23 protein-coding genes and 1 pseudogene are annotated in these 23,644 nt (G+C 68.3%); 16 read left to right on the top strand and 8 right to left on the bottom strand.

The genetic code is table 11. The annotated features are described in order from the left end of the window. Positions 1 to 99: 99 nt before the first annotated feature. The 4 genes from rpmB (at position 100) to ACTJKH_RS08305 (ending at position 2,719) form a co-directional block, all read left to right on the top strand. Positions 100 to 336 carry a 50S ribosomal protein L28 gene (gene rpmB / locus ACTJKH_RS08320; protein ID WP_042540533.1) on the top strand — a complete coding sequence of 79 codons (237 nt, stop codon included), beginning with the start codon at positions 100 to 102 and terminating at the stop codon, positions 334 to 336. Beyond that, on the top strand, positions 336 to 506 hold the full coding sequence (gene rpmG / locus ACTJKH_RS08315; RefSeq protein WP_017203558.1) for a 50S ribosomal protein L33: 171 nt from the start codon (positions 336 to 338) through the stop codon (positions 504 to 506). The genes rpmB and rpmG overlap by 1 nt, the downstream gene beginning before the upstream one ends. Positions 507 to 509: 3 nt before the next feature. Continuing rightward, positions 510 to 815 carry a 30S ribosomal protein S14 gene (gene rpsN / locus ACTJKH_RS08310; RefSeq protein ID WP_042540535.1) on the top strand — a complete coding sequence of 102 codons (306 nt, stop codon included), beginning with the start codon at positions 510 to 512 and terminating at the stop codon, positions 813 to 815. A 260-nt stretch (positions 816 to 1,075) separates the two neighbouring features. Further along, positions 1,076 to 2,719: an Ig-like domain-containing protein gene (locus ACTJKH_RS08305; RefSeq protein ID WP_440736514.1), complete on the top strand. Its 1,644-nt coding sequence runs from the start codon at positions 1,076 to 1,078 to the stop codon at positions 2,717 to 2,719. Between the two features lie 65 nt (positions 2,720 to 2,784). Here the strand turns inward: ACTJKH_RS08305 and ACTJKH_RS08300 are convergent, their stop codons facing one another. Next, on the bottom strand, positions 2,785 to 3,609 hold the full coding sequence (locus ACTJKH_RS08300) for an alpha/beta hydrolase (RefSeq protein WP_440736513.1): 825 nt from the start codon (positions 3,607 to 3,609) through the stop codon (positions 2,785 to 2,787). 149 nt (positions 3,610 to 3,758) lie between these two features. Here ACTJKH_RS08300 and ACTJKH_RS08295 point away from each other — a divergent pair, with 149 nt between their 5' ends. From ACTJKH_RS08295 to ACTJKH_RS08280, 4 genes are all read left to right on the top strand, one after another. After that, complete coding sequence (locus ACTJKH_RS08295; RefSeq protein ID WP_440736512.1) at positions 3,759 to 4,382, top strand: TetR/AcrR family transcriptional regulator; 624 nt, start codon at positions 3,759 to 3,761, stop codon at positions 4,380 to 4,382. A 178-nt stretch (positions 4,383 to 4,560) separates the two neighbouring features. Next, a complete protein-coding gene (locus ACTJKH_RS08290; RefSeq protein WP_440736511.1) occupies positions 4,561 to 5,103 on the top strand; it encodes a helix-turn-helix domain-containing protein in 543 nt (180 codons plus the stop codon). A 247-nt stretch (positions 5,104 to 5,350) separates the two neighbouring features. Next, on the top strand, positions 5,351 to 5,638 hold the full coding sequence (locus tag ACTJKH_RS08285; RefSeq protein WP_042541574.1) for an HU family DNA-binding protein: 288 nt from the start codon (positions 5,351 to 5,353) through the stop codon (positions 5,636 to 5,638). A gap of 187 nt (positions 5,639 to 5,825) precedes the next feature. Continuing rightward, positions 5,826 to 7,733 (top strand): cytochrome c oxidase assembly protein, encoded by a 1,908-nt coding sequence (locus tag ACTJKH_RS08280; RefSeq protein ID WP_440736709.1) that lies wholly within the window; start codon positions 5,826 to 5,828, stop codon positions 7,731 to 7,733. A 51-nt stretch (positions 7,734 to 7,784) separates the two neighbouring features. Here ACTJKH_RS08280 and ACTJKH_RS08275 read toward each other — a convergent pair whose 3' ends face one another. Continuing rightward, positions 7,785 to 8,855, bottom strand: coding sequence for a hypothetical protein (locus ACTJKH_RS08275; protein WP_210096239.1), 1,071 nt, complete (start codon positions 8,853 to 8,855; stop codon positions 7,785 to 7,787). Between the two features lie 114 nt (positions 8,856 to 8,969). Between ACTJKH_RS08275 and ACTJKH_RS08270 the strand changes: the two genes are divergently transcribed. Beyond that, complete coding sequence (locus tag ACTJKH_RS08270) at positions 8,970 to 10,364, top strand: ATP-dependent DNA helicase (protein ID WP_440736510.1); 1,395 nt, start codon at positions 8,970 to 8,972, stop codon at positions 10,362 to 10,364. Positions 10,365 to 10,378: 14 nt separating this feature from the next. On the opposite strand, the gene ACTJKH_RS08265 is transcribed toward ACTJKH_RS08270, so the two are convergent. Continuing rightward, on the bottom strand, positions 10,379 to 11,026 hold the full coding sequence (locus ACTJKH_RS08265) for a heme oxygenase (biliverdin-producing) (RefSeq protein WP_210096237.1): 648 nt from the start codon (positions 11,024 to 11,026) through the stop codon (positions 10,379 to 10,381). A 54-nt stretch (positions 11,027 to 11,080) separates the two neighbouring features. Next, a complete protein-coding gene (locus ACTJKH_RS08260; RefSeq protein ID WP_440736509.1) occupies positions 11,081 to 11,395 on the bottom strand; it encodes a DUF2470 domain-containing protein in 315 nt (104 codons plus the stop codon). Positions 11,396 to 11,484: 89 nt separating this feature from the next. Between ACTJKH_RS08260 and ACTJKH_RS08255 the strand changes: the two genes are divergently transcribed. Continuing rightward, complete coding sequence (locus tag ACTJKH_RS08255; RefSeq protein ID WP_440736508.1) at positions 11,485 to 12,768, top strand: serine hydrolase domain-containing protein; 1,284 nt, start codon at positions 11,485 to 11,487, stop codon at positions 12,766 to 12,768. Positions 12,769 to 12,817: 49 nt separating this feature from the next. Then, positions 12,818 to 13,834: a magnesium/cobalt transporter CorA gene (gene corA, locus ACTJKH_RS08250; protein WP_210096234.1), complete on the top strand. Its 1,017-nt coding sequence runs from the start codon at positions 12,818 to 12,820 to the stop codon at positions 13,832 to 13,834. 44 nt (positions 13,835 to 13,878) lie between these two features. On the opposite strand, the gene ACTJKH_RS08245 is transcribed toward corA, so the two are convergent. Beyond that, entirely contained in the window at positions 13,879 to 14,103 is a 225-nt protein-coding gene (locus ACTJKH_RS08245) for a multidrug transporter (protein WP_440736507.1), read from the bottom strand. Beyond that, positions 14,090 to 15,466 (bottom strand): APC family permease, encoded by a 1,377-nt coding sequence (locus ACTJKH_RS08240; protein ID WP_440736506.1) that lies wholly within the window; start codon positions 15,464 to 15,466, stop codon positions 14,090 to 14,092. Before ACTJKH_RS08240 ends, ACTJKH_RS08245 begins: the two co-directional genes overlap by 14 nt. Before the next feature lie 212 nt (positions 15,467 to 15,678). Here ACTJKH_RS08240 and ACTJKH_RS08235 point away from each other — a divergent pair, with 212 nt between their 5' ends. Then, positions 15,679 to 16,323, top strand: a complete 645-nt coding sequence (locus tag ACTJKH_RS08235) for an MIP/aquaporin family protein (RefSeq protein WP_440736505.1) — start codon at positions 15,679 to 15,681, stop codon at positions 16,321 to 16,323. Between the two features lie 139 nt (positions 16,324 to 16,462). Next, entirely contained in the window at positions 16,463 to 17,134 is a 672-nt protein-coding gene (locus tag ACTJKH_RS08230) for a GOLPH3/VPS74 family protein (protein ID WP_440736504.1), read from the top strand. Positions 17,135 to 17,140: 6 nt separating this feature from the next. Here the strand turns inward: ACTJKH_RS08230 and ACTJKH_RS08225 are convergent, their stop codons facing one another. Further along, positions 17,141 to 17,890: a DeoR/GlpR family DNA-binding transcription regulator gene (locus tag ACTJKH_RS08225; protein WP_440736503.1), complete on the bottom strand. Its 750-nt coding sequence runs from the start codon at positions 17,888 to 17,890 to the stop codon at positions 17,141 to 17,143. Between the two features lie 68 nt (positions 17,891 to 17,958). Between ACTJKH_RS08225 and ACTJKH_RS08220 the strand changes: the two genes are divergently transcribed. Then, the gene (locus ACTJKH_RS08220) at positions 17,959 to 18,330 is read left to right on the top strand and encodes a DUF4406 domain-containing protein (RefSeq protein WP_440736502.1); all 372 of its coding nucleotides are present in this window, start codon (positions 17,959 to 17,961) and stop codon (positions 18,328 to 18,330) included. 568 nt (positions 18,331 to 18,898) lie between these two features. Then, positions 18,899 to 19,060 (top strand): annotated as a pseudogene (locus tag ACTJKH_RS08215) (DapH/DapD/GlmU-related protein); the annotation flags it as partial. A 1,191-nt stretch (positions 19,061 to 20,251) separates the two neighbouring features. Here ACTJKH_RS08215 and ACTJKH_RS08210 read toward each other — a convergent pair. Then, positions 20,252 to 21,142 (bottom strand): helix-turn-helix domain-containing protein, encoded by an 891-nt coding sequence (locus tag ACTJKH_RS08210; RefSeq protein WP_440736501.1) that lies wholly within the window; start codon positions 21,140 to 21,142, stop codon positions 20,252 to 20,254. A gap of 222 nt (positions 21,143 to 21,364) precedes the next feature. Here ACTJKH_RS08210 and ACTJKH_RS08205 point away from each other — a divergent pair, with 222 nt between their 5' ends. Then, a complete protein-coding gene (locus ACTJKH_RS08205) occupies positions 21,365 to 23,635 on the top strand; it encodes a beta-galactosidase (protein WP_440736500.1) in 2,271 nt (756 codons plus the stop codon). The last annotated feature ends 9 nt before the right edge of the window (positions 23,636 to 23,644 follow it).

The following is a 23,644-nucleotide window of genomic DNA, read 5'->3' as shown; positions in this document are numbered from 1 at the left end:
TCCCCCTCTTCCACCGAGAGATCGGCGATGCGGGGTGGCGCGCAGACAAGGGATCTTGGGTGAGGCCGTCCGGCCTCACGGTATAGAAGGAGTCACATCATGGCAGCAGTGTGCCAGGTGACAGGAGCTGTTCCCGGCTTCGGTCACAACGTCTCGCACTCGCACCGCCGGACGAAGCGTCGCTTCGACCCGAACGTGCAGAAGAAGACCTATTTCGTCGCGTCGCTCGGTCGTAAGATCACGCTCAACGTGTCCGCCAAGGGCATCAAGGTGATCGACGTCCGCGGCATCGAGAACGTGGTCAAGGACCTCCAGGCGAAGGGTGTGAAGCTCTAATGGCCAAGAAGGCTCAGGACGTACGTCCGATCATCAAGCTGCGTTCGACGGCGGGTACGGGCTACACGTACGTGACCAAGAAGAACCGCCGCAACACCCCCGACCGCCTCGTGCTCAAGAAGTACGACCCGGTCATCCGTCAGCACGTCGAATTCCGAGAGGAGCGTTGATCAATGGCTAAGAAGAGCAAGATCGCTCGCAACGAGCAGCGCAAGGTCATCGTCGAGCGTTACGCAGAGCGTCGCGCCGAGCTGAAGAAGACCCTGGTCGACCCGAACGCCACCGACGAGGCCCGCGAGGCCGCACGCGTCGGCCTGCAGAAGCTGCCGCGCAACGCGTCGCCGGCTCGCGTGCGTTCGCGCGACGTCATCGACGGCCGCCCCCGCGGTGTCCTCACGAAGTTCGGCGTCTCGCGCGTCCGCTTCCGTGACATGGCACACCGTGGCGAGCTGCCCGGTGTCACCAAGTCGAGCTGGTAAGTCTCAGCAGACAAGCCGAAAGGGGCGAGGATCTTCGGATCCTCGCCCCTTTCGCTGTGTTCGGGGCGGTGCTGCAGGCCGCGCAGTTCCCGTAGTTCCCGCCACTCCCCAGCCTGTGATGTCAGCAACAGAAATATTAATACTTGGATAGATTGAAATATTAATGTATGGTTTGAATGTCGGCCACCGCCGACGCGTCGGGCGGAGAGCTCCGGGCAGGCGCCCGCGACATCGTCGCGACGACCTACCGAAGGAACCCCATGACCACCGCGACTCCCCGCGCTCGACGAGCCCCACGCTCGCGCGCCGCCCTGCCCGCACTCGTCGCCGTCGTCGCGATCGCGGCCGCATCCGTCACCGGCGCCGCCGCCCCGGCATCTGCGAATGACGCGAGTATCGTCACCGCCCCCACCGCGACCGACGAGTCGAGCACGCCCGAGGGGCCGGTGACGACGGAGCAGCCGTCCGAGAGCGATGGATCCACTGCGAGCGAGCCCGTCGAGGACGCACCCGCTGTCGTCCCGATCCCGCCGGTCGACTCCGCGGCAGCCGAGGTGAGCGACCAGGCTGCCGATCGGATCCCCGGCGCACCGGCAGCCGATGCGAGAGCCGAGACCGCGCCTGAGAATCCGGCCGAGATGCAGATCCTCGCCACGGAGATCACCATGCAGAGCTATACCGGCGGAACCGTCCGGACCGTGAACGCGGGTGAGACCTTCGAGCAGGGCAACACCGTGAGCAACGTCGGTCCCGTAGGCGTGCCTGCCAACACGGCTCGGCTGCACTACCGAGCCGACAACGGCCTGATCATCGCGAGCGCCAACCTGCGGAACGTCGGGGTCAACGGCACCCGCACCCGGGCCTGCGCGCGGACGGACGGGGGCGCAGGGCTCGAGTGCCTCACGCAGTCGAACTGGAACGCGATCGGACCCTCGACCACCGGGAACCGCTACTCGAACTTCTACACGAGCGTGCGGATCCCGGCCGATGCGGTCCCCGGCACCACCTACGCCCTGCACTACTCGTTCGACTTCGACCCGGCGGTCTACACCAACGTCAATCCGCTGACCTCCGCCACCTGGTTCTACCGCGTGGCCGTGCCCGCGCCCGTCATCGACGTCCCCTCCGCGCCGGTGGGCCCGATCGCCCCCATCACGGGGTCGGGTGTGCCGGGAGCGACGGTGTATCTGTCCCTCTACGGGGGAGCGGCGCTCGGCACCGCAGTCGTCGGCGATGACGGGCGCTGGAGCATCCTGCCCTCGACGCCCCTGACCCATGGCATGAACTCCCTCGCGGCATACCAGCACTCGGTGGATGCGGACTCGGCCACCAACGGCGGCATCGTCCTCGTCGACGCGCAGGTGGATCCACCCGCGGTCGCCGCACCCGAAGGCGAGCAGGATCTCACCGGCCCGCTCGAGCTGACGGGCGAGGGTGAACCCGGTGCCACCGTCGAGGTGCGTGATGAGTCCGGTACGGTCGTGTGCTCCACAGTCGTGGAGACCGGCGGCACCTGGGCCTGCGTCATCCCCGCTCTCGACGATCGTGACCAGGAACTCTCCGTCACCCAGACCGACCGCGTCGGCAACGTCAGCACCTCGGTCCCTGTGGCGATCATCGCGACTCCCGCACCGGGCCCCCAGCCCGGTGACGGTACCGAACCCGAACCGGGCCCCCAGCCCGGTGACGGGTCCACTCCGGAGGCGGGACCCCAGCCCGCATCCGGTACCGCTGCCGATCCGAGCTCCCCCTCGGACGCATCGGCGCCCTTGACGGCGCCGGCGCGGGCAGCGGCGTTGGCTGCCACGGGTGGTGAGGTCGACGGCATCCTTCTGGGTGCCGGTGGACTCCTGCTCGTCGCCGGCATCCTGTCTCTCGCGATTCCCCGTCGCAGAGTGCAGTAAGCCGCCAGACAGCCGGGAGGGGCGAGGATCTTCGGATCTTCGCCCCTTTCGTGAGTCTTGCGCCATCAGACGGATGCTGTCGCGTGCGCCACCGCCCAGGTCAGGGCGTAGTCGGCGATCTCCTCCCAGCCGTTCTGGCTGACGAGTCGGTGGGTGCGGCCCGCGTACTCCTTGTACTCGACGATGGCCGGGCTGCCGGTGGAGCGGTACTTCTTCTCGATCGCGCGGACGATGGTCGGGGGCACCACGTGGTCGATCTCGCCGGCGATCAGCAGCAGCGGTGCACGGTCTGCCCGGGTGTAGTCGACGTGGGTCACGCCGCCCTTCTCGTTCAGCACAGAGGTGACGCCCTCGAAGAACACCCGGTTGTACGAGTTCACGGCGTACTCCTCCCACAGGGCATCGGATGCTGCGCGCGAGAGGTCGTTGCCGAACGTGAAGTGGAAGTGGCGCTTCGACAGCGGCTTGGCGCCGTTGCGTCCGAACGGGTTCGACAGGATCGGCGTGCCGGTCCAGAGCGTCGACAGGGGGAGCGCGGTCACGCCGGCGGTCTGTCCGGGTGCGACGCCCACGTAGGCGGCGCCGAGTCCGCGGTCGGCGAGCATCTGGGTGAGCACCCCGCCGAAGGAGTGGCCCATGATGATCGGCTTCACCGGGAGTGCGCGGATGATGCGCTCGTAATGGTCGGCGATCTGCTTCAGACCGATGCCCTTCAGCGCCGACGGGTCGCGGCGGATGTCCTCGACCGAGCGGTCGTCGATCCCGGGCCAACCGGGGACGATCACGTCGTGGCCCTGTGCCCGGAAGCGCTCGGCCCATGTGTTCCAGCTCTTCGGCGTCATCCAGAGTCCGTGGATGAGGACGATCGGGGTCTTGTCGGTGCTGTTCATTGTCTCTTCTCCTGTATCTGCCCCCGCAGAGTGCGAGTGCGTTACGCTGATAGTAGACCGAACGTTCTATCTACCACAATCTATTCCTGAATATTCAGAAGTCGCGGTTCGAATCGCACGATTCGGATGACACGATGAGAGGGATCACCATGGACACCAAGACACTGAGCACCACGGCGGCGACCTCGAGCGCGCCCCCGGCGTCGAAGCGGCCGAGCGCCGCCCGCACGCGGCTGATCGACAGCGCGACGAGGCTCTTCTACGAAGAGGGGATCCATGCGGTCGGCGTCGACCGCATCATCGACGAGGCCGAGGTCACGAGGGCGACTCTCTACAAGCAGTTCGGCGGCAAGGAGAACCTCGTCCTCGCCTACCTGCGCAACGAAGACGGGATGCTGCGGGCGATGTTCGCCGACGCCGGCGCCGAGGTCACCGACCCCGCACAACTGGTCGATGCGGTCATCGAGGGCATCGCCTCCGACATCCGCCTCCGACACACCCGCGGATGCCCCTTCATCAACGCCGCAGCCGAGTACCCCGATGCCGCGGGCGCCGTGCGCCGGTTGATCGACGAGCACCGCGAGTGGTTCCGGTCGACGCTGCAGGCGGCCGCCGAGCGGGCAGGCCTCGATGAGCCCGCGGATGTCGCGGCCTCGCTCGTGCTGCTGCGCGATGCGGCGCTCGTCGGGGGCTACCTCGACGGAGAGGACCGCGTCGCTCCGGCTTTCGCGCGCACCGCCCGCTCGGTGATCGATGCCCACCGCCGGCGCTGACGCGCATCGGAGATGACGCGCACAGGAGAAGACGGGTGCACGGGATGAGACGAGAGATGCCGGCGGGTCCGTGTCGGGTGCTGACGACTGTGCGGCGGGTCGATGGCGGCCGACTGGCGGCTGACCGGCGTCTCGATGACGTGGTGGTCGACGGCGACCGGTGAGGAGCATGGAGCACATGAACACGACAAGAATCACCGAGCTGCGCCAGGCGCAGGGATGGACGCAGGAACGCCTCGCGAACGAGAGCGGAGTCGGACTCCGCACGGTGCAGCGGCTCGAGGCCGGACAGGATGCGAGCCTCGAGACGCTGTCACTCGTCGCCGACGCCCTGCAGGTGCCGGTGCGCGACCTCTTCGCCTCGATCGAGGATGATGCGCTGAGCAGCCGGGTCGACTCGCTGCAGCAACGAACCGACGAGCAGCAGGCATCGCGCGACAGGATCACGAACGCCTGGAAATGGCTGTACGTCGGGATCGGCATCGTCTGTACGCTGCTCAGCTTCACGTTCCCTCACGGCCTCGTCCTCTTCCTTTCGTACTGGGTCGGCGGGTATGTGATCCTCACTGCTCTGCGTCGGATCGTCCTCGAGCCGCAGCTGGATGCTCGCTTCCCCCTCTCGAAGGAGACGCGCAGCCGTCGGGCGAAGCGTCGAGCGGCGGCGTCGGCGGCGTCTCAGTCCGGAAACGATCACGTGCCCGCCGGATCGTCCGTGCAGTGAGGATGTGCCACGATCCGGCCGGGATCACGCGGGATTCGACGCCCGACGAACCGGGCTGAGAAGCCGCCACACGAGTCACATTCGTCACTTCTGCCCCACGACACGCCGCCGAAAAGCCCAAAACCCGCGAAATGACGCGGAAATGTGGGTGGTGGTTGGTACATTCAAGGCGGTCACTCGACCAACGGAGGGCATCAGCCCCCCGAACACCAACGATGCGACGGGAACCTCGTCGCTGGAGGATGACATGGCTGACAAGTCCATCACCAAGACCGAGCTCGTCGCGAGCATCGCTTCCGCCACCGGCCAGAGCCAGGCCACCGTCTCGGGTGTCCTCGACGCGCTGTTCTCCTCGGTCTCCGACGCTGTTGCCAAGGGCAGCAAGGTCTCGATCCCGGGCTGGATCTCGTTCGAGCAGGTCGCGACCGCAGCTCGCACGGGCCGCAACCCGCAGACCGGTGCCGAGATCAAGATCCCGGCCGGCCACCGCGTCAAGGTGACCGCTGGTTCCAAGCTCAAGGCTGCCGTCAAGTAAGACTGCACCTCTTCGAAGGCCGCTCCCGATCCGTCGGGAGCGGCCTTCGTGCTCTCTCCCCGGTGCGGCGGCTTAGGCTTGAGGGGTGAGTGCCCGCGCCGTGCAGACCCAGACCAGCTCCGCGTATCGCGCGGGCGGAATCGGCATCCTGCTCGCGGCCGCCCTGATCGGCGTGCTCATCGCCCTCATGATCGGCGGCGGAGCGGCACCGCTGCTGCTGCAGGACCCAGGCCCTTTCGTGCGGTGGGCCACCCCGATCGTCAAGCTCGTCATGAACATCGCCTCCGCGGCGATGCTGGGCTCCCTCGTGCTCGCGCTCTTCGCGTTGCGCAGCGAGGAGAAGTCCTTCGATGTGGCACTCAACACGGCATCCGCCGGCGCAGCGGTCTTCACGGTCACCGCCGGCATCGGCGGGTTCTTCACGTTCATGGCGGCGTTCAACCCGCAGCTGAGCGCCGAGCGCGAATTCGGCCAGCAGCTCGGCCGGTTCCTGCTCGAGCTGCCTCTGGGGCAGTCGTGGCTGATCACCACGATCATGGGCTCTGTCATCACGGTGCTCGCGTTCGCGTGGCGCAGCTGGACGCCCACCCTGATCACCGCTCTCCTCGCCGCGGCATCCTTCCTGCCTCTCGCGACTCAGGGGCACTCGGGCGAACTGTCGGGTCACAACATCGCGGTCAACTCGATCCTGCTGCACACCATCGGCGCCGCCGTCTGGCTCGGGGGGCTGCTGCTCGTCGTGATCCTGCGCGGCCGCTCGGGCATCGGCACCGCACAGCTCGTCAGTCGCTACTCGAGTCTCGCGATCGCCGCCTTCGCGGTCGTCGCCATCTCGGGACTCACCCGTTCTTTCGTCGCCCTCGGCGACATCTCGCAGCTGTGGACGCCGTACGGCATGATCCTGCTCGCCAAGGTGGTGCTGCTGATCGCCATGGGCCTGCTGGGCGCCTGGTACCGCATCCGTCTGATCCCCCGTCTCGACGGAGCGAACGCCTCGCGGTGGTTCTGGATGCTCGTGCTGTGCGAGGTCGCTCTGATGGGCCTGGCCTCGGGTGCCGCCGCTGCGCTCGCACGCACCCCTCCGCCCACCGGTGAGGAGGCGGCCTTCGTGCAGACGCCGGCCGAGAACCTCACCCGCTCGCCGCTGCCGCCCGAGTTCACCATCGACCGGTGGTTCACCGCCTGGGACATCGACGTGCTCTGGCTGGTCGCCGCCGGCTTCGGACTGTTCTTCTATCTCGCGGGTGTACGCAGGCTCCGTCTGCGCGGCGACCGCTGGCCGATCCATCGCACCGTCTTCTGGGTGCTGGGCATGCTGATGCTCCTCTGGGTCACCGGCGGTCCGATCAACGCCTACCAGGAGTACCTCTTCAGCGTGCACATGCTCGGGCACATGATGCTGTCGATGGCGATCCCGCTGCTGCTGGTCTCCGGCGCACCGATCACCCTGGCGCTGCGCGCGATCCACAAGCGCGACGACGGCACGCGCGGCGGTCGCGAGTGGATCATGTGGGCGGTGCACTCGCCGTTCTCTCGGGTCGTCACGCATCCGTTCGTCGCGGCGGGCATCTTCATCCTCTCGCTGTGGGCGTTCTACTTCACCGATCTGGTGCGCTGGTCGATGTTCGAGCACCTCGGGCACGAGTGGATGGTCGCGCACTTCCTGATCTCGGGCTACCTCTTCGTGATGAGCCTGATCGGCGCGGACCCCGTGCCGTACCGCCTGCCGTACCCCGGTCGCTTGATCACGCTGATCGCGATCATGGCCATGCACGCGTTCTTCGGCATCGCGATCATGATGCAGGAGGGGCTGATGGTCGCCGACTGGTTCGGGTCGATGGGGCGGACCTGGGGCCCCTCACCTCTCGACGACCAGTACATCGGTGGGGGCATCGCGTGGTCGATCGGGGAGATCCCGACGCTGATCCTGGCGATCACCGTGGCGATCCAGTGGAGCCGCAACGACACCAAGCTGCAGAAGCGGCGCGACCGGCATGCCGATCGCACCGGTGAGGCGGAGCTCGAGGAGTACAACGCGAAGCTCGCGGCGCTCGCGGAGCGCGACCGGCGCGAGGCAGAACGCGAAGCGCGCTGATCCTGCGCTGACCGGTTTCCGGTCTGCACCGGGATCGGCAGTGAACGGTCCTCAGCCCGCGGAGTCCTCGTCGGGCGACCCGACCCGGATCGACGCCGAGCCGTCGGGGAGGATCGTGATCGATCCGTTGACCTGGAATGCCACGTCCTCGGACACGTCCTCGATCGAGCCGTCGAAGAGCGACTGGATCTCGACCTCGACGTGGGCGACGGCATCCGTCGGCGGGATCTTCCAGTGTCCGGCATCCGGGACCACGGTGACGTGCGGCTGCGTCGCGATCGACCACTCCGGCAGCGAGGCGATGCGGTTCGAGACCTCGAGCCCGAAGGGGCATGCGGTGGGCTGCAGCACCTGCTGCGACGTGCACTGGGTGAGGAACTCCTCGACGCGCTGCTGCACCACCTCGACGAACTCGTCGGTCGGGGTGGTCTGCACGTCGACGGGGGTGGTCGCGAGCGGGGTGTCGGCGAGGACACCCACGCCCTCGGAGTCGGCGATCGCCGTGTCGACGGTCACCGAATAGAGGCCGGGGGTGAAGACCAGCAGCGGCAGGGGATCGAGCGGTGCGGCGTCGACACCGGCGAACGACACCTGTCGGCGGTCGACCTCGAACCCGTTGACCGCGAACTGGTCGGCCCCGAGCAGCGTGAGATCGACCACCGCGAGGGGGCTCGTCGTGAAGCGCCAGTTGGGGGTGACGCCTGCCCAGCCGTCCTGTTCGACCGTGAACGTCGTGACGCCCTTGTGGCCGCCCGCGCTGTACGAGACGGTCACGGCGGTCTTGTCGCCGTCGGGCTTCTCCGACACCACCTCAACATCGGAGAGAGGGGCGAGAGCCGCATGCCGCAGCAGGGCCTCGGATGCCGTGGCGCCGACGCCTGCGGTCTCGAGCGTCTCGCGGTCGATGGCGACGCCGGGCACGCGCAGGGCGTCGGCCGCACGCCCCTCCGAGAGGAGGTCGAGGTAGCGCACGACGAAGGCGGACGGGCCGTAGAACTGGCTGTAGAGCGTGGCACCGCCCGCCGCGAGGGCGGCGACGAGCACGAGACCGATCACGGCCAGCATCGCGAGATCGGCAGCGAGACGGGCGCGCCGGGGCGCCTTCGTCTCGACCGTCTGCATGGCGTCAGTCTAGGAGCGCGGCCTGGGACGACGCCGTGCGTCGGTCGCTGCATGACGCCGGACGGCGGCGGTGTCCCGCGGATGTCGGGCGGCGCCGCCACGTAGCATGGGGGAGTGTCGCTTCCCGCCCTGTCCGAAGAGCAGCAAGAGCTGTTCCGGTTGATCGAGGACACCGGCGAGCACGTCTTCATCACGGGTCGCGCCGGCACGGGCAAGTCGACGCTGCTGCAGTACTTCTCGTGGAACACGAAGAAGCAGATCGCGATCTGCGCGCCCACCGGCGTCGCCGCACTGAACGTCGAGGGACAGACGATCCATTCGCTGTTCCGCCTCCCGATCGGCCTGATCGGCGACTCGGACATCGATCAGAACGACAACACACGCCGCATCCTCAACGCCATCGAGACCCTCGTGATCGATGAGATCTCGATGGTCAACGCCGACCTCATGGATGCGATGGACCGCTCGCTCCGCCAGGCTCGGGGAAAGCGCGGCATCCCCTTCGGCGGCGTGCAGATCGTCATGTTCGGCGACCCGTATCAGCTCGCTCCCGTGCCTCCTCGGGGCGACGAACTGCGCTACGTGAAAGACCATTACCGCTCGTTCTGGTTCTTCGACGCCAAGGTGTGGGCCGGGTCGGGTGGAGGGGATGCCGAGGAGTCCGACGGCGGCCTCTTCGCGGTCGACACCCGCGCAGAGCTGCACGTGCGCGAACTCGTGCAGATCCATCGGCAGTCGGATGACGGATTCAAGGCGATGCTGAACGCCGTGCGCTACGGGAGGGTCACCGCCGAGATCGCCGGCGTCCTGAACACACAGGGCGCGCGCACGCCTCCCGACCCCGAACCGGGGGAGGTGCCGATGATCACGCTCGCCACCCGCAACGACATCGTGAACACGATCAACAGCCGTCACCTCGCCGCCCTCCCGGGCAAGGAGCAGACGGCCAGGGCCGAGGTCAGTGGAGAGTTCGGCAGGGGCGAGGCCTCGCTGCCCGCCGAGTCGGAGCTCAAGCTCAAGATCGGCGCGCAGGTGATGTTCCTCCGCAACGACACGTCGATGTCGGGGGAGCCGCCCCGGTGGGTGAACGGCACGATCGGCACCGTCGTGCGCATTCTCGGAGAGACCGTGCGCGTCGAGATCGACGGCGAGGAGGTCGACGTCGAGCCCGCGGTCTGGGAGAGATTCCGCTACTCGTACGAGTCGAGCACCAAGAAGCTGACCCGCGACGTCGTCGCCGAGTTCACGCAGTTCCCGCTGCGCCTGGCGTGGGCCGTCACGATCCACAAGTCGCAGGGCAAGACCTACGATCGTGCCATCATCGACCTCGGCTCCGGGGCGTTCGCGCCGGGGCAGACGTACGTGGCGCTGTCACGACTCACATCCCTCGACGGGCTCTACCTGTCGCGGGCGCTGCGCCCGAGCGACATCCGGGTCGACGAGGACGTGCGCCGCTTCATGCGCGACGCGTGGCTCGCGGCATCCACACCGGAGGTCGGGAGGGGCTGAGGCGCGATCGCCTCTCAGGCCGCGACGCGAGCGCGGTCGAGGTCCTCGAAGAGCTCCGTGTTGAAGCGGTAGGCGAGAAGGACCTCGTCGATCACGCGCTCCCGCTCGGCGTCGTCCCACGGGGCGGCATCGAGCTGTTCGCGATAGACGTCCTTGAACGCGGCAGGATCGGCGATGTCGTCGAAGAGGTAGAACCCGATGCCGTTGGTCTCGAAGCCGAAGCGGCGAGCCATGACGCGCCCGATGAAGATGCCGCCGGAGAGGTCGCCGAGGTAACGCGTGTAGTGATGAGCGACGAAGCCACCCGCCCAGGTCGCGCCGACCTGGCGGATGCGCTCGACGTAGCGCTGCGTGGTGGGCAGCGCGACGATCTCGTCGCGCCAGTCGGCGCCGAGCAGGAACTCGAGGTCGGCCTCGAGTGCGGGCAGACGGGTCAGCTTGTCGCTGATGAAGACGGATGCCACGGCGTCCTGGCGCATGCGGTCGCCCGCAGACTCGAGGGCCTCGTAGATGAAGTAGTGCTGCGCGACGAGCGCGATGTAGTCCTCGCGCGATCCTTCGCCCTTGAGCAGGTCGGACATGAAGCCTGCGCCCTCGCTGCGCGAGTGCGAACCGGAGGAGCGCTCACGGAGGGCGGCGGAGAAGGACAGGATCTCGGACATGTGCCCAGTGTAAGGGTTGCCTAACCTCTGGCGAAACCCCGGGTTCTCAGACCGTCACGCGTGCGGGCGCGGCTCGACCCCGAGTCTCTCGCAGGCCAGGTCGTACAGCGCGACGACCTCGCGGCGCACAGCGGGCCGCTCGGTGATGGATCCGCCGGGCCAGGCCACTCGCAGCTCGGACGCGACCTCTGCCCGGGTGATCTGCCACACTCCGCCGTCGCCGTCGAGGCCCGTCATCACGGCATCCGAGATCTCGCCTCCCTCCGCCGGCGCGAAGGCGCGGGCGATCAGCAGGTTGTCGTCGGTGTGGTCGCCGTTCATGTGCCGCAGGATCGCGGAGACGACGTCGGCATCGAAGATGTGAGGCATGCTGATCACCCTAAACGCGTGCAGGCGATGCGTTCTTTCAGGATCGGCGTTCTAGACTCGGGAGACACGTCTTCCGGGGGTTCCCTTTCATGCAGCTTCTCTCGTCGCGCAGGTTCCGCGCAGCAGCGGCCAGCGTCGCCGTACTCGGGCTCTTCCTCACCGGGTGCACAGCCGAGTCCGATTTCACCTACGAGCCGCCGGCGCAGGCCGACGGCGCTCTGCCCGACGACACGGTCGCCGCGATGGAGGCCGCCGTCACGAACGCGCTCACCGCGTCGGGTGCGTCCGGTGCCGTGGTCGGAGTGTGGGTGCCGTGGAGCGGCAGCTGGGTCACCGGGATCGGCACGCAGAAGCCGGGGGCCGGTGACGAGATCAGCACCGACATGGCGTTCCGTGTGGCCGACGTGACCCGCCTGATGACCTGCGACGTGCTGTACGGACTGGCCGACGACGGCGTCGTCGACCTCGACGACCTCGTGCCGGAGTACGTCTCGGGCGTCGCGGACATGAAGGACATCACGCTTCTCGACCTGTGCAACGGCACGAGCGGGGCCGGATCCTCCGAGGCGACGGTCAAGTCGGCGTGGATGAACACGCCCGAGCGCGTGTGGGCTCCGCTGGAGCTCGCCTCGTACGGTCTCGGAGCAGTCCGCGGCACCCCCCACACCACTTACCGCAACTCCGATGCGGGCTACCTGGTGCTCGGCCTCGCGCTCGAGCGGGCGTCGGGGATGACGGCCTCCGAGCTGATCGCCGAGTATGTGACGAAGCCGCTCGAACTCGCGAACACGTCGTTGCCGTCGACCGCGGCCGCGGAGCCATCGACCGGACCGGTCATGAACGGTCACTACCTGTCGGCGGTCGAGGGCGGATACAACTGCGCCGCTCCTGTCGACACCACCAAGCTCTCTTCCAGTACTGGATACACCGACTCCGGGGTCGTCTCGACCATCGAGGACCTCGGCCGCTACGCACAGGCCGAGGCGGCCCAGAAGCTCCGCACCAAGCAGGAGCCCGACCGCTTCGGCGCTCCGCTGCCCGTGAGCGACAAGTCGCCGTCGTGGTACCAGGCGACCGGCGGCGCGCTGCTCGTCGGTTCGATGGTCGGTCAGTTCGGATGGACTCCCGGGTATCAGACGGCTGCTTTCTCGGATCCGGCGACCGGCTTCACGGTCGCGGTGTCGCTGAACGACTCCACGACCGGGGGATCGACCGCCGCCTACCTCTCGTGGGAGCTCGCAGCGATCGCATCGAAGGCTCCGGCGGCCGAGGGCGAGACGGCCCCCGACTTCGGCCTGCCGTTCACCGCCGAGCAGTACCACAAGACGATCACGGACTCCGCGATCACCTGCGTCGCTCCTCCCGAGGGGTGACGCCGGGCGTCGGGTCGCCCAGCGACCCGACCCGAGGGAAGGAGCGCCGATGGCCATCATCGACAACGCGATCTATGTCGACGGCGTCCGCACGGCGAATCCCCACAGCCTGAGCGAGACCTTCGAGGCGATGCGCGAGCGCGGTGGGCTGAGCTGGATCGGGCTGTACCGTCCGAGTGAGGCCGAGATCCGCGAGGTGGCCGACGAGTTCGGCATCCACGCCCTGGTCGTCGAGGACGCGCTCTCGGGCCATCAGCGATCCAAGCTCGAGCGCTATGACGATGTGCTGTTCATGGTGCTGCGCTCGGCCCGCTATCTCGACGAATCCGAGGAGGTCGAGTTCGGCGAGATCCATGTGCTCGTCGGCAAGGACTTCGTCGTCACCATCCGGCATGCGGAGTCTCCTGATCTCGGTCGTGTGCGCCGCCGGCTCGAGGGCGACCCGACACTGCTGAAGCTCGGCCCCGAGGCCGTGCTCTACGCGATCCTCGACGAGGTCGTCGACGAATACGCACCGGTGCTCGCCGGGCTCGAGAACGACATCGACGAGATCGAGAGCCAACTCTTCGAAGACGGTGTCGACGCGACGCAGCGCATCTACGAGCTGGGGCGCGAGGTCATCGACTTCCAGCGGGCGGTGCAACCCCTGGCGGGGATGCTCGACGCCCTCCTGCGCGGTTCGGCGAAGTACCAGGTCGACGAGGAGCTGCAGCGATATCTGCGGGACGTGCTCGACCACACGCTGCGGGTCTCGGAGCGGGCGAACACCTTCCGCACCGTGCTCGACAACGCGCTGACCGTCGAGTCCACGATCGTCGCCCGGCGCCAGAACGAGGAGATGACCAGGATGACGGAGCTCAGCATCCGTCAGAACGACGAGGTCAAGAAGATCTCGGGCTGGGCGGCGATCCTGTTCGCGCCCACTCTCGTCGGAACGGTCTACGGCATGAACTTCGATCACATGCCCGAGCTGCACTGGGCGCTCGGCTATCCCATGGCGATCGCTCTGATGGTCGGCATGGGTTTCGGCCTGTACTGGGCGTTCAAACGCAAGGGCTGGCTCTAGCCTCGGGAGTCGGGCGCGTCGCGCGTCGGCGCGGTGAGCGCCGTCTACTCCTGACGCGCGTCGTCGACGTCGGTCTCGACGCCGGGGCCAGGGCCGGGTCGCACGGCGGCATCCGGAAGGATGTCGATGCGCGTGTTGCCGTCGTGCTCCGAGACCTCGATGCGCGGCGCGGCGTCGGCTTCGGTGGCATCCGGTGCGGAGGTGAGCTGGTCGTGCCGCTTCTCTTCGCTCGTCATGGCGTCATCGGGGGTCTGGTCAGGCGTGCTCATGGTTCTCCTTCTGGTTGTCGGTGGTGTCGGACGAGTGGGTGCGTGTTGCGGAGCGTCTGCGGCTCCAGCGCGCGAGCAGGTAGAGGACTCCGCCGACCGCGAGCAGGATCGCGCCGAACAGCCAGACGACGGGGCGCTGCTGGGTCAGGAGAAGGATGCAGGAGCCGATGCCGAGCACGGGGATGACCGTCCAGATGCGGAAGTGGTCGTGCTCGACCTTGTCGCGGCGCAGCACGAGCACCGACACGTTGACGCTGAGGAACACGAACAGCAGCAGCACGACCGTCTCGGCGAGGGTGGCGAGGTCGCCGACCAGGGTCAACCCCATCGCGACGAGGGTCGTGGTGAGGATCGCGACCCAGGGGGTCCTGCGGTTCGGCAGGACGCGGCCGAGCACCGACGGCAGCAGATTCTGCTCGGCCATGCCGTAGGTGAGGCGGCTCACCATGATCATCGTGAGCAGCGCTCCGTTCGCGACGGCGACGAGCGCGATCAGGCTGAACAGCCAGGAGGGGATGCTCGCTCCCGCCGCCTCCACGACCGAGAGCAGCGGACCGCTCGACTCCTGCAGTTCGGACGCCGGCAGTGCGATCGAGCTCGCCACGCCCACGAGCACGTAGACGGCGCCTGCGGTGAACAGCGCGCCGAAGAGGGCTCGGGGGTAGGTGCGCCTCGGGTCCTTGACCTCTTCGATCATGTTGGCCGAGGTCTCGAAGCCCACGAATGAGTAGTAGGCGATCACCGCTCCGCCGAGAACGGCCATGGCGACCGGCGTGCCCTCCGGTGTCTGGGTCAGTCGCGAGGCATCACCGCCGCCGCCCGCGACGAAGATGCCGACCACGGCGATCACGATGACGAGCCCGCTGAGCTCGATCGCGGTCATCACGAGGTTCGCACCGAGGGATTCCCGGATGCCGCGTGCGTTGAGGGCGGCGACGACGGCGAGGAAGACCATCGCGACGGGGATCGTCGGCAGATCGAAGAACGTGCCGAGATAGTCGCCGGCGAACGCGATGGCGAGGCCCGCCGCGCTCGTGACGCCGGCCGCGAGCATGCTGAATCCGACGAGGAACGACACGATCGGGCTGTGGAACGCGCGCTCCGCGAACACCGAAGCGCCGCCGGCTCGAGGGTACTTGGTGACGAGCTCCGCATACGAGCCGGCGGTGAGCAGAGCGAGGAGCAGGGCGAGCAGCAGGGGAGCCCACAGCATCCCGCCGACCTTCTCGGAGAGCACTCCCATCAGGGCGTAGATGCCTGCGCCGAGGACGTCGCCCAGGATGAACGCGAACAGGAGGGGGCCGGTGATGGCGCGACGCAGCCGAGTCGGCTCCTCCTGCGTCTGGGCGGTGTCGGAGGTCATCCTCGAACCCTAGGCAGGCCACGGCCCGCTGGCGACGGGGTTGACAGCCGCCGACGCGGCATTCAGGAATTTCACAGAAAGCCCGCGCGGCGCGCATCCGCGGGGTGTTCGCCGTCGATATATTCGGGGGCGTCATCGGAGGGCGCGTCGGCCGGAGTGCGCGGGTGGACGAATCGGTCGCCTTCCGTCCGAATCTCAGAAAAGAGCAGCTCATGAGCGGTACTCCCCGTAAGGCGCTCGCAGAAGCGATCGCCACCTTCCTCTTCGTCCTCACGATCATCGCCGCGGTGAACAGCGAGAGCCCGCTGACGCCGCTCGCGATCGGTTTCACGCTCGCCGTGCTCGTCTTCTCGACGGGACACATCTCGGGCGCTCACCTGAACCCGGCCGTGTCGGTCGGTGTCTTCCTGCGCGGCGGCCTCAGCGTCGTCGACTTCATCGCGTACCTCGTGGCGCAGTTCGTCGGTGGCGCGCTCGCCGCGCTGACCAGCTTCGCCGTGTGGCCCTCGGGTGGCGAGGCCGTCGTCATCGAGGTCGGCCCGGCGTTCTTCGTCGAGGCGCTGTTCACCCTGATCCTCGTCTGGGTCGTGCTCAACACGGCGACCTCGAAGGACACCGAGGGCAACTCGTTCTACGGTCTCGCCATCGGTGCCACCGTGTTCGTCGGCGCGGCGACCGTCGGCTCGATCTCGGGCGGCGGCTTCAACCCGGCCGTGGCGCTCGGACTCTCGGTCGGCGGCTACTTCGACTGGGCCTCGCTGTGGCTCTACATCGTCGCCCCGGTCGTCGGTGCGGTCATCGCGGCCGTGCTCTTCCGCCTGCTCAACACCGACGACGCCAAGAAGATCGGCGCGTAACTCCTCACCTCGAACGCCGCGTCCTCCCCGGAGGGCGCGGCGTTCGTGCGTTCGGGCGACCGGAACAGCCTGGCGGCGGCATCCGAAGTCATCCGTGAGGGGGATGCAGGGGCGTGAAGCGCCGTTCTAGCGTGGATGCATGCTGATCGTCGAAGAACTCCACATGCTGCTTCTCCGGCCCGATGGTCGTGTCGAGAGCGCCGTGAGCGTGAACCGCCTCTACGGCGAGGTCGCCGCCGTCATCGTCGACCTCGTCCTGCACAGGCGCGTCGCCGTCTCGGAGGGCAAGAACCCGACCGTCGAGATCGTGTCGACCGAGCCGACGGGCAATCCGATCCTCGACTCGACGCTCGAGCGTCTCGTTCCGCTGCGGGGCAAGCGTCTGCAGTCACTCGTCACGCGCCCCAAGCTCGACCCGCTCGAGGTCGTCGTGGAGTCGCTCGTGGTGCAGGGTGTGCTCATCCGCGGGGAGCGCGGCTTCTTCGGCTGGGGTTCGGCTCGCACGCCCGAGTCCGATCCCGCTCCCGAGATGGTGCTGCGCTCGCGGCTCGCCGCCGTGATCGCCGGCACGGGGGTGCCGACGCAGGCCGACCTGGCCCTGCTCTCGATCCTCCAGAACCTCAACGCGGCCCATGGGATCCTGCGCGATCAGTCCGGCGGCATGTCGGCGCGCGACCTCAAGAAGCGGATCGAGGAGCTCACGGCGGGGTCCGCCGCGGGGGATGCCGTCGCCACAGCGGTCAACGATGCGATCACCGCCGCGATGGTGGCCATCATGACCCCGACGATCGTGGCCGCCACGATCACCTGAGTCCCGTCAGCGCAGCACCGGCACCCGCTGCGAGAGCTCGTCGATCACCGGGTCGGCATCGCGAGGGTCGACGACGATGCCGGCGACCGCGTCCAGGTCGAGCACCGGGAAGTGCGAGGTCGCGCCGATCTTCTCCTCACTGCCGAGCACGAACGTCTGGGCGCAGCGTGCGGCGATCGCCCGCTTGGTCACGGCGTCGTCGAGGTGCCCGGTTGTCAGGCCGCGCTCCGGGTCGATGCCGGTCACGCCCAGGAAGAACAGGTCGGCGGCGAGGTGCTGCACGGCCTCCATGGCGAGCGGGCCGCTCGCGACCATCGAGAATCGTGCGAGCTCACCCCCGATCATCACGACGCGTGCGGCGGAGTGCTCGGCCACGGCGAGGGCGATCGCGGGACTCGGCGTGATGACCGTGAGATCTGCACCGTGCGGCAGCATCCGGGCCATCGCGAGCGTCGTGGTGCCGGCATCCAGCACGATCGTCGAGCCGGACGCGATCAGCTCGACCGCACGGCGGGCGACCCTCTCCTTGCTGTCCGTCGCGAGTGAGGTCCGCTGGTCGACGGGCCTGTCGGCGGGCGGCACGGGCAGGGCTCCGCCGTAGACGCGCACCATCTCGCCGGCGTCGGCCAGTTCTCGCAGGTCGCGTCGGATCGAATCCTCCGAGACGCCGAGGTCGAGGGCGACGTCCTTCGCGACCACGCGGCCGTCTCGGCGGAGGATCTCCCGCAGGTGGTCTTTGCGCTGTGCGCCCAGCATCCGACTCCTCAGAATTGATCTTTCACGAAGTTGCACGTTCTTGCATGGTTAACGTTACAGTCTTCCCCATGACAACTCCACTCCTCATCCTCATCGCCGGCCCCTACCGCTCGGGAACCGGCGGCGACCCCGCTCTGATCGCCCGCAACCTCGAGCGGCTGGAAGAGGCCGCGGCGCCGATCCATCGCCTCGGCCATGTGCCGATGATCGGCGAATGGGTCGCCCTGCCGATCCTCCGCGGGATGGATGACACCGATGCCGCCCAGGGAGACGTGATGTACGAGACCGCCCACCGCCTGCTGCAGCACTGCGACGCCGTACTGCGCCTGCCCGGTGACTCCGCCGGCGCCGACAAGGACGTCGAGATCGCGCACGAACGCGGGTTGGCGGTGTACCACTCGATCGACGAGATCCCTGTGAGGCAGAAGGCTGTCGCGTAGGCGGCGACCCGAGAGTGCGACAGGGGGGGCTGGATGCCAGGGCTCCCTGCCGCACGTTGCCTGCCCCGTGCCAGTGGCGTAGATTGCCGAGTAAGCGCTTTCCCGCCGGAGGGGTGCCGAGTCCGCGAAACGAGAGGCAGACATGACGACCGCATCCGAGATCGGCCTCCCGTTCGATCGCACCCACTTCGAGTACTCGCCGTGGTCGTTCTGGACGGACGCCTCCGACGAGCAGAAGCAGCGACAGCTCGCGTTGCAGCGCGACCTGGTCAGGATCAGGCCGGATCACGTGCTGGGCGATCGCACTTTCATCTCGGAGCTCGCGGCCGTCCAGACCGACAGTCTCGAGCTCGGGGACCGCACGTACATCGCCGCGAACGCCTACGTCACCGGAAGAGTGCGCACGGGCAGAGACTGCACGATCAACCCGTCGGCGATCGTCAGGGGCGACATCCGGATGGGGGATGCCGTGCGCATCGGCGCCTTCGCATCGGTCATCGGCTTCAACCACGGTTTCGCCGACACCGAGGTCGAGATCTTCCGTCAGCCGCTCACCAGCACGGGGATCGTGATCGGCGATGACGTGTGGATCGGGTCGCACGTGACGGTGCTCGACGGGATCACGATCGGCGAGAAGTCCATCCTCGCCGCAGGGGCCGTCGTCACGAAGGACGTGCCGGCCGGATCGATCGTGGGAGGCAATCCGGCGCGGGTGATCCGTTCGCGGTTCACGACGACCACTGAGCCGGCATCGCTGCCGGCATCACGGCAGCCTGAGCCCCTGTCCGGTCGACTCGCTCGCTTCGCGAGCACCGCGCGAGAGCAGGCCCCCGCCATCCTCGCCCGTTCGTGGAATCCGAACCTCGCGGGCGGACTCTTCGCCGACGGGCCCGATGCCGCGCCGACCGTGCGCGCGCAGTGCGATGCGATCGAGATCAGCTCGCTGCTGCTCGGACGAGCGCCGGATCAACTCCCTGTCGACGCCCAGATCGCCCGGCTGCAGTCGTATCAGGACTCCGCGACCGGTCTCGTCCCGAGCCTGGGCGTGGACGGCCTGATCGAGACCGCCGCGCCGGGACTCGACCTGAACGACGGCGAGGCGGCGTACCACGTCGAGTGCGTCGGGTATGCGCTCGACCTGCTCGGCGCGCGATTCGCGCACCCCATCCGCTCGGTCGCCGACATGTCGGGCGACGAGGTGGTCGGGTTCCTCGGGGGCCGATCCTGGCGCGCGCGGGCATGGGGTGCAGGCCACGACGTGGATGCGCTCGGAACGGCACTGCTCTGGAACCTCGACCACGGCGCTCGGGGCGCGTTCGAGGCCTACTTCGGCTGGCTGTTCACCCACGTCGATCCGGCGACAGGGATGTGGGGTCACCCGCGGGCGGACGACGGTCTGCTGCAGATCGTCAACGGCTACTATCGGCTGACGCGAGGGAGCTTCGCGCAGTTCGGTGTGCCGCTGCCCTACGCCGAACGTGCGGTGGACACCGTGCTCGCCCACGCCCGTGATGCGCGCTTCTTCGAGTCGGAGCGCCTGACCGCCTGCAACGTCCTCGATGTCGCGCACCCGCTGCGGCTGCTGCGCCCGCAGACCGGTGCGTATCGATCCGCCGAGATCCGCGCCCTCGCCGCGCGGCTTCTCGACGCCGCGCTGGGCAACTGGATCGACGGACAGGGATTCGGGTTCCAGGCCCCGTCGTCGGCGAGCGGACTCGCGGGCCCCTCGACGCCGGGGCTCCAGGGCACCGAGATGTGGCTGTCGATCGTCTGGCTCCTCGCCGACCTGCTCGGCGAGTCCGACGCTCTGGGGTACCGCCCGCGCGGCATCCACCGCCCGGAGCCCGCGCGGGCGCTCCCGCTCGCCTAGCCCCTTCGAGCCGCACCGTCATCCCCGGTTGCGGGCGACCGCGGTCCCTGGTCAGGGGCGCGTGACACGCTCTGCTGCCGCCCGGCGACGGAAGTCCGACGGACTCACGCCGTTGATCGAGCGGAACTGGCGTGAGAAGTAGAGCGCGTCGTCGTATCCGACGGTCAGCGCGATCTCGGCGATCGGCGACTCGGTGGTGATGAGCAGCTCCCGCGCTCGCGCACTGCGGAGGTGCTTGAGGTAGTCCTTGACGGACGTGCCCACGGAACGGCGGAACAGAGCCGAGAAGTGCGAGGGGCTCAGACCCGCCATCGCGGCGAGCTCGGGCACGGTGAAGTCCGTGTCCAGATTCGTGCGCAGGTAGTCCTGCACCTGATGGATGCGGTCGCCCGTGTCCGCCGAGCCCCGCAGTGCACTGGAGGTGATCGCGGCGAGCATCCGCCATGCCGCTCCTGCCGCGGTGAGGAGCATGGGGAGCGTCTCGTCCTTCTCGAGGGCGCTGAGCGCCTCGTCGAGCGACTGGACCACGGCGTAGACGTCGTGGAGTCCGACGATCGGGTCGCGCCCGTCGGCGAGGATCGTGGCGAGGAAGTCGTCGACGTCGGTGCCGGTCACATGCGCCCACCAGATCGTCCACGGGTCCTCGTCGTCTGCGCGGTAGCGGTGGCGGATGCCCGAGGGGAGGACGACAGCGGACCCTCGGTCGACGCGGACGGGCTCGCGGTCTTCCCATTCGACCCACCCGGCGCCGTCGGTGCACACCATGACGATCGTCTCGGGTGCGCCCGCAGTGCGGACTCGTCCGTGGTGTGCCGCACGGGGGAAGTAGCCGACATCGGTCACCAGCAGTCGCCGGATGATCGGTTGGCTCTGAGCTGCGCGCACCGCTGGGCGCGGGATGACCCGGAGGCGCTGGCCCAGGAACCCCTCGTGCACGTACACGTCTACTGCTCCTCGTCGGAATGATCAGAGTTTCGTCTATTGAGGATCCGGCTCGCCTCATCGAGTTCCCAGAATCATAACGCTGGAGTGGTGCGCTTCGATCACCAGGTGAACAGTGCGGCATCGTTTCATCCATACGGCGACGCCGAATCGTTCTTCCGAGCCCGACGCGCCGACCCGTAGTCTCTCGAGAGCGCTCGTCACCCGTTTTGAAGGAGAACCATGACCGCGACGTCGACTGCTCGGACCATCCGGCTCCGCGACGACAGGCCGCCGCTCGTCGAACCGGACATGAGCAACACCGAGGGTCCGCACGAGCGGCTGCGCCTGACGAGCCGGTGGATCGAGGTCGACGGAGCACCCACGGTGCCGGTGACCGGCGAGCTGCACTTCAGCCGGATCCCGCGCAGGCGGTGGGAGGAGCAGCTGCGGCTGCTCGTCGCATCCGGTCTCACCTCGGTGTCGACCTATGTGTTCTGGATCCACCACGAGCGCGAACGCGGGCAGGTGAGGTTCGACGGGGATCTCGACGTCGCGGCCTTCCTCGAGACGGCCGAGCGGGTGGGGATCGACGTGATCCTGCGCATCGGGCCGTGGTGCCATGGAGAGGTCCGGAACGGCGGGCACCCGGACTGGGTGGTCGAGGCTCTCGGAGATCGTGCGCGCACGAACGACGCGGAGTACCTCGCGCTGGTCCGCGACTGGTACCGGAGGATCGCGGAGCAGGTGCGTCCGTTCTGCGGACCGGATCGGCCGATCGTCGGCATCCAGCTCGAGAACGAGCTCCATGACCAGCCGGATCACATCGCCGCCCTGAAGGCGATCGCGCGCGATGTCGGGCTCTCGGCTCCCCTGTGGACGGCGACGGGGTGGGGCGGCGCGATCCTGCCCCCTCACGACGTCTTCCCGCTCTACAGCGGCTACGCCGACGGCTTCTGGGCGGGTCAGGGATCCACGTGGGACGACAGCTTCCGCGACCACTTCCGGTTCACGCACGTCTGGGACGACCCGGGTGTGGGCGGCGACTTCCGCGATGGTGCCGAGATCGTCGTCCGGCCGGTCGACCCCGAGTTCCCGCCCTCGACCTGCGAGCTGGGCGGAGGCATGGCCACCGCGTACCACCGGCGCCCCATCGCGCGCGCTCGGGACATCGCGGCGCTCGCCAATGTGAAGATCGGCAACGGTTCGGCCTGGCAGGGCTTCTACATGTATGCGGGAGGGGTGAACCCCGAAGACGGACTGCAAGAGAGCCTGGCCACGGGGTACCCGAACGACCTGCCGCGCTTCGACTACGACTTCCAGGCGGCCTTCGGTGCCACGGGCCGTCCGGGCCCGAGCCTGGGTGTTCTCCGCGACCACAATGCCTTCCTCGCCGCCTTCGGCCCACTCCTCGCCGACACGTTCAGCTCTCTTCCTGAGGACGCCCCGATCGATGTGCACGACCTCGACTCGCTGCGTTGGGCGGTGCGCGGGGATGGGGCGAGCGGCTTCCTCTTCGTGAACACGCACCAGCCCCATGAACCGCTGTCGGCGGTTGCCGGAGTGCAGTTCCGCATTCCTCTCGCGGGCGGTGACCTGGTGGTTCCCGACCGGCCCGTCGACATCCCGACCGGGGTGGTCGGCCGCTGGCCGCTGCGGGTCGACATCGCCGGCGTACGCGTCGAGTGGGCGACGGCATCCGCCTCCGGCATCGTCGAGGGCGAGGTGCCGACGCTGGTGCTCCGCGCGCACGACGGCGTCCCCGCACGGCTGCAGCTCGGTGAAGGGTCTCGCGCCCTTCTTCGAGGGGTCGAGATGGATGCGGGGGCGCCACTCGATCTCAGCTCGGGCGATGTCGTGGTGGTCGACGGTGCCCTGCGCATCCTCGTGGTCGAGGAGGAGCGCGCCGAGCGGCTCTGGTATCTGGGCGCCGACCTGGTGGATTCGGCGGATGCCGTGTGGCGGGAATCCGGCCGCCTCGTGGTGCGCGCGGAGCGCGAGCCGACGGCGCACGTCTGGACGGGGGAGGAGTTCGCTCCGCTCGACCTGCGCACCGATGCGCACCCCGGCACCACTCGCCTGGTGCTCGAGAAGCTGCGCCCCGCGGGGGATGCCCCGGCCCGCTACGGCGAATCGATGGGCCGGTCGGCCGCGCCCGACGACGAACAGTTCGACGAGGTCGCGGGAGTGTGGAGGGTAGTGCTTCCCGAACCGCAGCATCCGTCGGAGGGCGACCTCGTCGAGCTCGTCGTCGACTGGGAGGGCGACGTCGCGCAGCTGCGCGCCGACGGCGTCGTGATCGCGGATCGCTTCTGGGACGGACTCGTCTGGCGCGTCGACATCACCGAACTCGCACCCACCGCCGAGCTCACCCTGCACGTCGCGCCGATCGCCGCGCACAGCGTGATCGACCTCGACGCCTCGGTGCGCGAGCGCGTCGATGCGGCGGAGCGACTCGGTTCGGTGTTCCGCGTGGACCGCGTCGTGTCCTCGCGCTGGACCTCGGCTCTCTGAAGCGGAGAA

It is taken from the genome of Microbacterium sp. 22215, from assembly GCF_052045655.1.
GTDB lineage: Bacteria > Actinomycetota > Actinomycetes > Actinomycetales > Microbacteriaceae > Microbacterium > Microbacterium phyllosphaerae.
The sequence above is the reverse complement of the archived record's forward strand: the minus strand, read 5'-3'. Positions and strand labels throughout refer to the sequence as shown.

Excerpts from the sequence above, each read along its gene's own strand:
- rpmB (WP_042540533.1), top strand. The coding sequence starts at position 100 with ATGGCAGCAGTGTGCCAGGTGACAGGAGCTGTTCCCGGCTTCGGTCAC.
- rpmG (WP_017203558.1), top strand. The coding sequence starts at position 336 with ATGGCCAAGAAGGCTCAGGACGTACGTCCGATCATCAAGCTGCGTTCG.
- rpsN (WP_042540535.1), top strand. The coding sequence starts at position 510 with ATGGCTAAGAAGAGCAAGATCGCTCGCAACGAGCAGCGCAAGGTCATC.
- ACTJKH_RS08305 (WP_440736514.1), top strand. The coding sequence starts at position 1,076 with ATGACCACCGCGACTCCCCGCGCTCGACGAGCCCCACGCTCGCGCGCC.
- ACTJKH_RS08300 (WP_440736513.1), bottom strand. The coding sequence starts at position 3,609 with ATGAACAGCACCGACAAGACCCCGATCGTCCTCATCCACGGACTCTGG.
- ACTJKH_RS08295 (WP_440736512.1), top strand. The coding sequence starts at position 3,759 with ATGGACACCAAGACACTGAGCACCACGGCGGCGACCTCGAGCGCGCCC.
- ACTJKH_RS08290 (WP_440736511.1), top strand. The coding sequence starts at position 4,561 with ATGAACACGACAAGAATCACCGAGCTGCGCCAGGCGCAGGGATGGACG.
- ACTJKH_RS08285 (WP_042541574.1), top strand. The coding sequence starts at position 5,351 with ATGGCTGACAAGTCCATCACCAAGACCGAGCTCGTCGCGAGCATCGCT.
- ACTJKH_RS08280 (WP_440736709.1), top strand. The coding sequence starts at position 5,826 with ATGATCGGCGGCGGAGCGGCACCGCTGCTGCTGCAGGACCCAGGCCCT.
- ACTJKH_RS08275 (WP_210096239.1), bottom strand. The coding sequence starts at position 8,855 with ATGCAGACGGTCGAGACGAAGGCGCCCCGGCGCGCCCGTCTCGCTGCC.
- ACTJKH_RS08265 (WP_210096237.1), bottom strand. The coding sequence starts at position 11,026 with ATGTCCGAGATCCTGTCCTTCTCCGCCGCCCTCCGTGAGCGCTCCTCC.
- ACTJKH_RS08260 (WP_440736509.1), bottom strand. The coding sequence starts at position 11,395 with ATGCCTCACATCTTCGATGCCGACGTCGTCTCCGCGATCCTGCGGCAC.
- ACTJKH_RS08255 (WP_440736508.1), top strand. The coding sequence starts at position 11,485 with ATGCAGCTTCTCTCGTCGCGCAGGTTCCGCGCAGCAGCGGCCAGCGTC.
- corA (WP_210096234.1), top strand. The coding sequence starts at position 12,818 with ATGGCCATCATCGACAACGCGATCTATGTCGACGGCGTCCGCACGGCG.
- ACTJKH_RS08245 (WP_440736507.1), bottom strand. The coding sequence starts at position 14,103 with ATGAGCACGCCTGACCAGACCCCCGATGACGCCATGACGAGCGAAGAG.
- ACTJKH_RS08240 (WP_440736506.1), bottom strand. The coding sequence starts at position 15,466 with ATGACCTCCGACACCGCCCAGACGCAGGAGGAGCCGACTCGGCTGCGT.
- ACTJKH_RS08235 (WP_440736505.1), top strand. The coding sequence starts at position 15,679 with ATGAGCGGTACTCCCCGTAAGGCGCTCGCAGAAGCGATCGCCACCTTC.
- ACTJKH_RS08230 (WP_440736504.1), top strand. The coding sequence starts at position 16,463 with ATGCTGATCGTCGAAGAACTCCACATGCTGCTTCTCCGGCCCGATGGT.
- ACTJKH_RS08225 (WP_440736503.1), bottom strand. The coding sequence starts at position 17,890 with ATGCTGGGCGCACAGCGCAAAGACCACCTGCGGGAGATCCTCCGCCGA.
- ACTJKH_RS08220 (WP_440736502.1), top strand. The coding sequence starts at position 17,959 with ATGACAACTCCACTCCTCATCCTCATCGCCGGCCCCTACCGCTCGGGA.
- ACTJKH_RS08205 (WP_440736500.1), top strand. The coding sequence starts at position 21,365 with ATGACCGCGACGTCGACTGCTCGGACCATCCGGCTCCGCGACGACAGG.